This is a genomic window from Sandarakinorhabdus sp., from assembly GCF_032115815.1.
Lineage (GTDB): Bacteria > Pseudomonadota > Alphaproteobacteria > Sphingomonadales > Sphingomonadaceae > Sandarakinorhabdus.
The window spans coordinates 1-7,457 of the sequence record NZ_JAUMBI010000025.1 but is presented as its reverse complement, the minus strand read 5'-3'; the positions used below and the strand labels follow the sequence as shown (position 1 = coordinate 7,457).

The 7,457-nt window shown below is 65.3% G+C and carries 11 protein-coding genes; 7 read left to right on the top strand and 4 right to left on the bottom strand.

Features of this window, described 5'->3' with window-relative positions; genetic code table 11:
- The 4 genes from RT662_RS01260 to RT662_RS01245 all read left to right on the top strand — a co-directional run.
- On the top strand, nucleotides 1–585 hold a 585-nt coding region (locus tag RT662_RS01260), incomplete at its 5' end, for a BamA/TamA family outer membrane protein (RefSeq protein WP_313668464.1).
- Entirely contained in the window at nucleotides 585–1,202 is a 618-nt protein-coding gene (locus RT662_RS01255) for an OmpH family outer membrane protein (RefSeq protein ID WP_313668462.1), read from the top strand. The genes RT662_RS01260 and RT662_RS01255, both read left to right, overlap by 1 nt.
- A complete protein-coding gene (gene fabZ, locus RT662_RS01250) occupies nucleotides 1,202–1,684 on the top strand; it encodes a 3-hydroxyacyl-ACP dehydratase FabZ (protein WP_022679006.1) in 483 nt (160 codons plus the stop codon). The genes RT662_RS01255 and fabZ overlap by 1 nt, the downstream gene beginning before the upstream one ends.
- Before the next feature lie 40 nt (nucleotides 1,685–1,724).
- Nucleotides 1,725–2,195 (top strand): hypothetical protein, encoded by a 471-nt coding sequence (locus RT662_RS01245; protein WP_313668457.1) that lies wholly within the window; start codon nucleotides 1,725–1,727, stop codon nucleotides 2,193–2,195.
- Here the strand turns inward: RT662_RS01245 and RT662_RS01240 are convergent.
- From RT662_RS01240 to RT662_RS01225, 4 genes are read right to left on the bottom strand one after another with little or no spacing between them, the layout of a single operon-like run.
- Nucleotides 2,164–3,075 (bottom strand): DMT family transporter, encoded by a 912-nt coding sequence (locus RT662_RS01240; protein ID WP_313668454.1) that lies wholly within the window; start codon nucleotides 3,073–3,075, stop codon nucleotides 2,164–2,166. The genes RT662_RS01245 and RT662_RS01240 overlap by 32 nt on opposite strands.
- A 33-nt stretch (nucleotides 3,076–3,108) precedes the next feature.
- Complete coding sequence (locus RT662_RS01235; RefSeq protein ID WP_313668453.1) at nucleotides 3,109–4,335, bottom strand: glutamate carboxypeptidase; 1,227 nt, start codon at nucleotides 4,333–4,335, stop codon at nucleotides 3,109–3,111.
- Between the two features lie 43 nt (nucleotides 4,336–4,378).
- A complete protein-coding gene (locus RT662_RS01230; RefSeq protein ID WP_313668451.1) occupies nucleotides 4,379–4,891 on the bottom strand; it encodes a molybdenum cofactor guanylyltransferase in 513 nt (170 codons plus the stop codon).
- Nucleotides 4,888–6,051 (bottom strand): isovaleryl-CoA dehydrogenase, encoded by a 1,164-nt coding sequence (locus tag RT662_RS01225; RefSeq protein WP_313668449.1) that lies wholly within the window; start codon nucleotides 6,049–6,051, stop codon nucleotides 4,888–4,890. The genes RT662_RS01230 and RT662_RS01225 overlap by 4 nt, the downstream gene beginning before the upstream one ends.
- A gap of 127 nt (nucleotides 6,052–6,178) precedes the next feature.
- Here RT662_RS01225 and RT662_RS01220 point away from each other — a divergent pair, with 127 nt between their 5' ends.
- The 3 genes from RT662_RS01220 to RT662_RS01210 are packed head-to-tail and all read left to right on the top strand — an operon-like array spanning nucleotide 6,179 to nucleotide 7,376.
- A complete protein-coding gene (locus tag RT662_RS01220) occupies nucleotides 6,179–6,451 on the top strand; it encodes a helix-turn-helix transcriptional regulator (RefSeq protein WP_313668447.1) in 273 nt (90 codons plus the stop codon).
- Entirely contained in the window at nucleotides 6,451–6,903 is a 453-nt protein-coding gene (locus tag RT662_RS01215; protein ID WP_313668444.1) for a hypothetical protein, read from the top strand. The genes RT662_RS01220 and RT662_RS01215 overlap by 1 nt, the downstream gene beginning before the upstream one ends.
- Before the next feature lie 2 nt (nucleotides 6,904–6,905).
- The gene (locus tag RT662_RS01210; protein ID WP_313668442.1) at nucleotides 6,906–7,376 is read left to right on the top strand and encodes a hypothetical protein; all 471 of its coding nucleotides are present in this window, start codon (nucleotides 6,906–6,908) and stop codon (nucleotides 7,374–7,376) included.
- Nucleotides 7,377–7,457: the final 81 nt, after the last annotated feature.

Sequence of the window (7,457 nt, the reverse complement as noted above, 5' to 3'; positions counted from 1 at the left end):
AACCTGGGTGCGGAAGGCGGCTATGCCTTTGGTTATGGTGGGCAGGACGTGATCCTGACCAACCGCTTCTTCCTGGGCCAGCCGCAGTTCCGCGGTTTCAACATCCGCGGCATCGGCCCGCGCGTGTTGCGCCGTCCGCTCGGTCTGGATGGTTCGGTGGTGCAGGATCGCCGTCAGGCGCTGGACGATTCGCTGGGCGGCCGTGCTTATTATCTGGCGCGCGCCGAAATCCGCATTCCGCTGGGTTCGGCCGGCAACGAACTGGGCATTCGCCCGTCGATCTTTGCCGATGTTGGCGCGCTGTGGAGCCTGAAATCGCCCACGCTCACCTGCCAGGATGGGCCGACGGCCGCCGCGCCGCGCGTGCCCGGCCAGGTAGCGCCCTGCTTGCCCAACGATGGCTTCTCGGCGGGCTTTGTCGAGGAATTCCTCGGGAATACGCCGAAACCGCGCGTTTCGGTGGGTATCGGGGTCAACTGGAATTCGCCCTTCGGGCCGTTCCGGTTCGACCTTGCCAAGGCCCTGGTGAAGCAGCCGGGCGATGATCCTCAACTTTTCCAATTCAACGTAGGGACTGCATTCTGATGAAGAAGATTCTGATTGCACTGGCGCTGGCCAGTGTTGCCACCCCGGTGCTGGCGCAGCAGCTGCCGGCCGCCGTGATCGTCACGGTTGACCGTCAGGAAATGATCGCCACCTCCGCCGCCGCCAAGGCCGCGCAGACCGAACTGAAGCCGAAGGCCGATGCGCTCAACGCCCGTCTGAGCCAGCTGCGTACCAGCCTGGCGGCCGAAGAAAAGACGCTGCGTGACACCCAGCCGGCCCAGGCTGCTGCCCCGGCTGCCGTTCAGGCCTGGCAGGCCAAGGTGCGGGATTTCGATACCCGTCGCGGCCAGGCCGATCAGGAACTGCAGCGCCGTCAGCAGGAAATCCAGGCTTCCGAACAATGGGTTGTGAAGCAGATCAATGATGGCGCCCAGCCGATCATCAGCCAGATCATGCGCGAACGCGGCGCCAACATCGCCGTTGACGAGCAGGTGACCATCCAGCACGCCGCTGCCATCGACATCACTGCCGATGTCGTGGCCCGTCTCGACAAGGCGCTGCCCAAGGTCTCGATCACGCCGCCCGCCGCTCCGGCTGGCACTGCGCCCGCCGCACCGGCTCCGGCCCCGGCTCCGGCGGCCCCGCCGCGCCGTTGATGAACGACACCGTTCCTCAGACGGCCAGCACGGCTGACGTGCTGGCCGTGATGGCGCTGCTGCCGCACCGCTTTCCGATGCTGCTGGTTGACCGGGTGATCGACATGATCCCCGGTCAATCCGCGACCGGCATCAAGGCCGTGACCATCAACGAGCCATTCTTTGCCGGGCATTTCCCGGCCAAGCCGATCATGCCCGGCGTGCTGATCGTTGAAGCGCTGGCGCAGACCGCCGGCGTGCTCGCTATCCATGGCGCCCGCGCCAAGGATCCGGCGGGGGGCGACAAGCTCGTCTTCTTCATGGCCATCGAGAACGCCAAGTTCCGCACCCCTGTCGAACCGGGCTGCCTGCTGCATCTGAAGGTGCAGGTGGTGCAGGATCGCGGCCGGGTCGCCAAGTTCACTGGCCGCGCCGAAGTCGATGGCAAGCTGGTGGCCGAATGCAGCTTCACCGCGATGATCGCTGATCCGCCGGCTGCCTGATGCCATTGTCCCCGGCCGGCATCATGCCCATATTCGTATCATGAGCGCAATGTCCCCCCTGTTTCTGCTTGTCGGCATTCTTTCGGCCAGCCAGTTCGCTGCCGATGTCGATCGCAATGGCGCCAAGCCGGCGGTCGCGCATCTGGTGACGGGTGGCGATTGGGGGCGCGTGATGGGTGCGATCCGCAACGGTGCTGCCGATTGGATCGCAATGGCGCCTGAACTGGCGCGCGGCAGCGAAGATGCGCAGGCCGGGCAGCTCACCGCCGCGCTGGCTGCCGCCTTGCCGCGGGCACCATCGGAAGTGCTGGCAGTTACCGATCTCAGGCGGTCGCCCGTGCTGGGTGTGCAGGCAATTTGCGGTGCGCCAACTGGCAGCCATGCCCCAGCGGCACGCGCGGCCTATCTGGCGGATGCGCGTGAGGCTGTTGAATTGCTGCCGGATGTCGCTGCCATTGGCCGCGCCAAGGCCGTTTGCCTCAAGGAGCTGGCGCTGGCGGCAGGCCGCTGATCGGCGCTGCCACGTCTGCCTTTGGCGCGCGCGATGCCCACAGGCACGCCCCGGCGATGATCGCCGCGCCCAGCACGGTACTGGGTGCCACCATTTCGTCGAACGCCAGCCAGCCAAGCAGTGCGGCCCAGGGCAGGGCGCTATATTCAAGTACTGCAGAAACCTGCGCCTGGAGGTGAACATAGCCGCGCGCCATCAACTGCACCGCGATGTTGCCGATCAGGCCCATGGCCGCCATCAGCCCCAGATCAAACCCTGAAGGCATTGCAGGCAGGCTGATCAGCGCCGGTGACAGCCACAGCATCGGCACCACAGCGGCAATCAGCGTGATCACCGTGGCGCCATCTGCGGCGGCCCGCGACCGCAGGATCACCGCCGTCCCGGCATAGAGGAAGGCGGCGAGGACTGCAGCTGCGGCTGCCAGCAATTCCCCGCTCGACAGGCTGGGCATGCCGCCCACAGTGACCAGCACGCCGATGAAACCCAGCACCCCGGCTGCGATGTAGCGCGGCTGCACCGGCTCCTTCAGATAAAGCGCCGCCATGAACGGCACCGCCAGTGGACCGATGAAGGTGAGCGTGAGCACGAGGGCCAGCGGCAATCGTGTGATCGACCAGAAAAACGCCAGTGCCATTGCGGCTATCAGCGTGCCGCGCACCAGATTGGCCTGCAACCCGCCCGGTGCCACCCAGGGCCGGCCCTGCCACTGCCACACCATCAGCGCGAAAACGGTGCCACTGGCATAGCGGGAAAAGGTGGTGAGCGGCGCGCCATGGCGCAGCGCCAGATATTTGGCGAACACATCAAGCACGCACATCGCGCCAATGCCGGCCAGCACCAGCAGGATCGCCGACAGTCGGGAAGGGTGGCCGGCAGACATGATGCCGGCCTTAGCCGCCGCTGTGCGCGGCGTCTACCGCCCCAGCTTGCGGATCAGTCTGGCGGCGAGATAGAGCCGGCTCGGCACGCTTTCGAGGATGACATATTCGGCATCGGTGGTGTGATAGCCAGCGCCGGGCAGGCCGAGGAATTCCAGTACCGGCACGCCGGCAATCGCGGCATAGCCAGCATCGGTGCCGCCACCGGTGCGCGGCATCAGCGGCAGCTGGCGGCCCAGCGTGGCATAGATGGCCTGCGCCTCGGTGATCAGTGCCGCACTGGCCGGGGTCACATCGAAGGGTGGCCGGTTCACCTTCACCTCTGCCACCACCTTGGCGCCGGCGACGCCCGGTGCCGTCAGCCGCTCGGTCAGCTCGGCGCGGAACTGGTCAACCTCGGCCATGGTGGAAGTGCGCAGATCGCCAATCAGCGTCACATTGTTGGGGATGATGTTGCGCACCCCGCGATCCTGGCTCACCACCGTCCAGTTGAAGCGGCGCTTGCCGGGGCCGCGATCGAGATCCTTCGTCACTTCGATCACGTGCGCGGCTTCCACCAGCGCATTGATGCCGCTTTCCTGCGCGCCGCCGGCATGGGCGGATTTGCCGGTGATGGTGACGGTCACCGTGTTGGTTCCCGAAGTGCCATTTATCATCACTTCGGGAAGGGCCGTCGGCTCGAAACTGAGCACGGCCGTCATGCCCTTGGCCATGTCGGTGATGATGGGGCCGGAACCCACCGAGCCGCGCTCTTCGTCGGTGTTGATCAGCACAGTCAGTTCGGCATAGTCGCGTTGGCTCAACAGCGGCAGCGTGTGCAGGATCAGCGCGACACCACCCTTGTCGTCGGCAATGCCGGGGCCATAGGCGATCTGGCCATTGGGGCTGTCCACCAGCTTGAACGGTGCCTTGGCCAGCGCGCCCTTCTGATAGACCGTGTCCATGTGGGCGATGAGCAGCAACTTGCCGCGGCCGCTGCCCTTCCAGCGCGCCACGATGATGTCACCCACCGTGCCGGCCACCGGCTTGACGCGGGAGACGCTGCCGCCACCTTGCGCAAAACGGGATTCAAGATAGCGGCCAAGCGTTTCCAGACCTTCGGCATCGCCGCTGCCGGTTTCAATCTCGACCAGCGATTTCAGCGTGCCGGTGACGGCGGGCGCTTCGGCAGTGGCCGCTTTCAACAGCGCGGCATCCGGCTTGGGCGCGGCCCATGCGGTGGTAGCCAGCAAGGCGCAGGCGACAGCGATCAGTGATTTCATGCAAATTCTCCCCGCCGCCAGCATAGCGCGGCGAGGCGCTTTGTCACCTCTGCAGGCGGTCCAGATCACCCGGATGATTGAGATTGGCCAGCGGCCCGAGATCGACCGCGCGCGCGCCGGTGCCCGCCACCCAATCCCGCACCCGCCGGCCACCGCCGGCCACAAACGCCTCCAGTCCGGCAGCCAGCGTCACCGGCCAGACAGCGATCAGCGGTTGTCCGGCCGCATGCGCGGGGCCATCGCCCAACCTTGCGAGCCAGTCAGTCGGCAGGGCCGCACAATCGACCGGGAGGCTGGCAACGTGGGAAAAGCCCTGCGTCGCGCCGTAATGAAGGGCGGCGTTGAGGCCCGCCAAGGGCCCGAGGCCCGGCTCCGGCCGGTCGGGCAGGGCGGTAACACCCGGCCAATCCCGCCCAGCCACCGCCAGAGCGTCACAACCGGCCAGCGCCGCCAGGGCATGATCGATCAGCGGCCGGCCATCCAGCAGTGCCAGCGCCTTGTCACGGCCAAAGCGGCGCGACTGGCCGCCGGCGAGGACGACGCCCAACAGCCTCACTTGGTTTCTTCGAACAATTCCCGGCCAATCAGGTAACGGCGGATTTCCGAGGTGCCTGCGCCGATTTCATAAAGCTTGGCATCGCGGAGCAGGCGCCCGGTGGGATATTCGTTGATATAGCCGTTGCCGCCCAGGCACTGGATTGCTTCGAGCGCCATCCACGTCGCCTTTTCGGCGCTGTAAAGGATGCAGCCGGCGCTGTCCTTGCGGGTGGTCTCGCCGCGATCACAGGCTTGCGCCACGGCATAGGTGTAGGCCTGGGCGGTGGAGAGGGCGACATACATGTCGGCCAACTTGCCCTGCATCAGCTGGAACTGGCCGATCGACTGCCCGAACTGCTGGCGCTCGTGAACATAGGGCACCACCACGTCCATGCAGGCCTGCATGATGCCGAGCGGTCCGCCCGAAAGTACGACGCGCTCATAATCCAGCCCGCTCATCAGCACGCGGGCGCCATTGCCGACCCCGCCCAGCACATTTTCAGCCGGCACGGTGCAATCCTCGAACACCAGTTCGCAGGTGTCAGACCCACGCATGCCCAGCTTGTCGAGCTTCTGCGCGGTCGAGAAACCCTTCATGCCCTTCTCGATCAGGAAGGCGGTGACCCCGCGCGGGCCGGCAGCGGGATCGGTCTTGGCATAGACCACCAATGTTTCGGCATGCGGACCATTGGTGATCCACATCTTGTTGCCATTCAGCACATAATCGCCGTTGCCTTGTATGTCGGCGCGCAGCTTCATGCTGATCACGTCGCTGCCGGCGCCGGGTTCGGACATGGCAAGGCTGCCGACATGCTCGCCGGAAATCAGTCCTGGTAGATAGCGCGCCTTCTGTTCGGCACTGCCCCAGCGGGCGATCTGGTTGATGCACAAATTGGTGTGGGCACCATAAGAAAGGCCCACGCTTGCAGAGGCGCGGGAGATTTCCTCAACCACCACGACATGCGCCAGATAACCCAGCCCGATGCCGCCATCGGCTTCCGGCACGGTGATGCCGTGCAGGCCAAGTTCCCCCATCTTGGGCCACAGATCACGCGGAAAGATGTTGGTGGCGTCGATCTCGGCTGCGCGCGGGGCGATTTCGGCGGCCGCGAAGGCGCGCACCGTGTCGCGCAGCATGGTGATGGTCTCGCCGTGGGCGAAGTTCAGCTGGCTCAGCATCCCAAGGATTCCTTTGCAGATTATCAGCCGTTCTAGGCCGTGCCGGCGGGAGCGGGAAGAGGGTTGTCCAACTTTGCTTTAATGCGCGTTGACACATCGATATGTTGTGTATAAACAACGATTCGAGATGATCAACAACGAAACCTCAACGCTGCACAACCGCCTCGCGCTGTTCCGGGCCGAAGCCGGCCTGTCGCGCAAGGATCTGGCTGAGCAGGTTGGTGTCAACCCGCAGACCATCGGCTTCCTGGAGCGCGGCCAGTACGGCCCCAGCCTGGAACTGGGCTTGAAACTGGCCCGCGTGTTCGGCGTGTCGGTGGAGACATTGTTCAGCCTTGAGCCCTTCGCGCCGCTTGCAGCGTCTCTTGCCGCACCTCGTTTGATGGAAGGAGGCCGCTGATGGCCCAATCTGCATTCTTCAAGCCGCCGCGCTTTTCCACGATGCGCGTGCGCGTGTTGTCGGGCCTGGCGCTGGCGGCGCTGATGGCTGGCACGATCGGGCCCCTATTGCTGCCAATCGACGGCATGGGCAGCGTGATGACCATGACCCGCGTGCTGGGCTGGGCATTGGCTGCGGCCGTTGCAGTCGGCAGCCCCGGCTGGCGCTATGAGGCGCCGGGCGAACTGGATGAACGCGAACGCGCCGAGCGCGGGCGGGCGGTGGTGATCGGCCACCGGGTGACCGGGATATCCATCTGTTTTGCCTACATCTGGCTGCTGCTCGCCGCGCCCGGCACGCTGTGGCTGCCGAACGTGCACGAGGCTGGCTGGCTGATGGCGATGCTGTTCTGGATCCATGTGATGGTGCCGGCCGTGATCCTGGCCTGGCGCGACCGTGCAGAGGAGGAATGATCGTGAGCAAACCCACCACTCTCAACCCGCCACTGAAACTCTCGCTGCGCACCGCGCGAATCCTGTCGCTGCTGGTGCTGGGCGGTATCTGCATCGGCTATCTCGGCGGCGCGATCTTTTCCGCACCTGATGGCGACACGCCGATCGGTTTTGTTGGCCTGCGACTGATCGGCCTGTTCAGTGCGGTGGCGTTGTTCATCGAAGGCCGCGGGCAGTTGACCCAGGCCAGCGATGCCATGCTGGATGAGCGCGAGCGGACGATGCGCGACAAATCCTATGTCGCCACCCACCAGATCATGGTGCTGGCGATGTTCGGCTTCTTCATGTGGTCGATCCTGGCCAAGTTCATCGATGGCTGGATGCCGGGGCAGGAACAGGCGCTCGATCTGCTCTCGGGCTTTGCCATCACCTCGATGGCGCTACCGGGCATCATTCTGGCCTGGCGCGAACAGCCGCAGGATGACGCCGAGTAACAAGTTTCCCGGCCGGGAGGGGCCGGACCGGCAAGAGCCCTGCCGATCCGGCCCAAACCATCAGCCGATTTCCACCAGCAT

Excerpts from the sequence above, each read along its gene's own strand:
- RT662_RS01255 (WP_313668462.1), top strand. The coding sequence starts at position 585 with ATGAAGAAGATTCTGATTGCACTGGCGCTGGCCAGTGTTGCCACCCCG.
- fabZ (WP_022679006.1), top strand. The coding sequence starts at position 1,202 with ATGAACGACACCGTTCCTCAGACGGCCAGCACGGCTGACGTGCTGGCC.
- RT662_RS01245 (WP_313668457.1), top strand. The coding sequence starts at position 1,725 with ATGAGCGCAATGTCCCCCCTGTTTCTGCTTGTCGGCATTCTTTCGGCC.
- RT662_RS01240 (WP_313668454.1), bottom strand. The coding sequence starts at position 3,075 with ATGTCTGCCGGCCACCCTTCCCGACTGTCGGCGATCCTGCTGGTGCTG.
- RT662_RS01235 (WP_313668453.1), bottom strand. The coding sequence starts at position 4,335 with ATGAAATCACTGATCGCTGTCGCCTGCGCCTTGCTGGCTACCACCGCA.
- RT662_RS01225 (WP_313668449.1), bottom strand. The coding sequence starts at position 6,051 with ATGCTGAGCCAGCTGAACTTCGCCCACGGCGAGACCATCACCATGCTG.
- RT662_RS01220 (WP_313668447.1), top strand. The coding sequence starts at position 6,179 with ATGATCAACAACGAAACCTCAACGCTGCACAACCGCCTCGCGCTGTTC.
- RT662_RS01215 (WP_313668444.1), top strand. The coding sequence starts at position 6,451 with ATGGCCCAATCTGCATTCTTCAAGCCGCCGCGCTTTTCCACGATGCGC.